Annotated in this window: 1 protein-coding gene; it reads right to left on the bottom strand. The window is 53.3% G+C overall.

Annotated features, from left to right (window positions below; genetic code table 11):
* Positions 1-37: 37 nt before the first annotated feature.
* A partial coding sequence (locus AC1RPN_RS09180; RefSeq protein ID WP_481763877.1) for a hypothetical protein occupies positions 38-242 on the bottom strand: 205 nt, incomplete at its 5' end.

Genomic DNA, 242 nt, shown 5'->3' with positions numbered 1-242 from the left:
AACTATAGCAATTCAACCCTCATCGGTCAAGCACTATTTACGAAACCTTGAACTTCTTGGTCGCCTTTTCAGCTTCGTACGCGCGATCCTTCTCGATAGCCGGGATCAGCGCATCCAGATCGCCAAGAATCTTGGCACGCGGCTTCTTCTGCCATGCGCCAAGCTGTTTCAGGTGCGCCTGCTGCTCCTTGAGCTTGACCTTCATCTGCTCTTGATCCAGCTTAGACCAACGCCGAGTCGGC

Source organism: Dellaglioa sp. CoH-57-MRSF-20 (genome assembly GCF_056781955.1).
The sequence above is the reverse complement of the archived record's forward strand: the minus strand, read 5'-3'. Positions and strand labels throughout refer to the sequence as shown.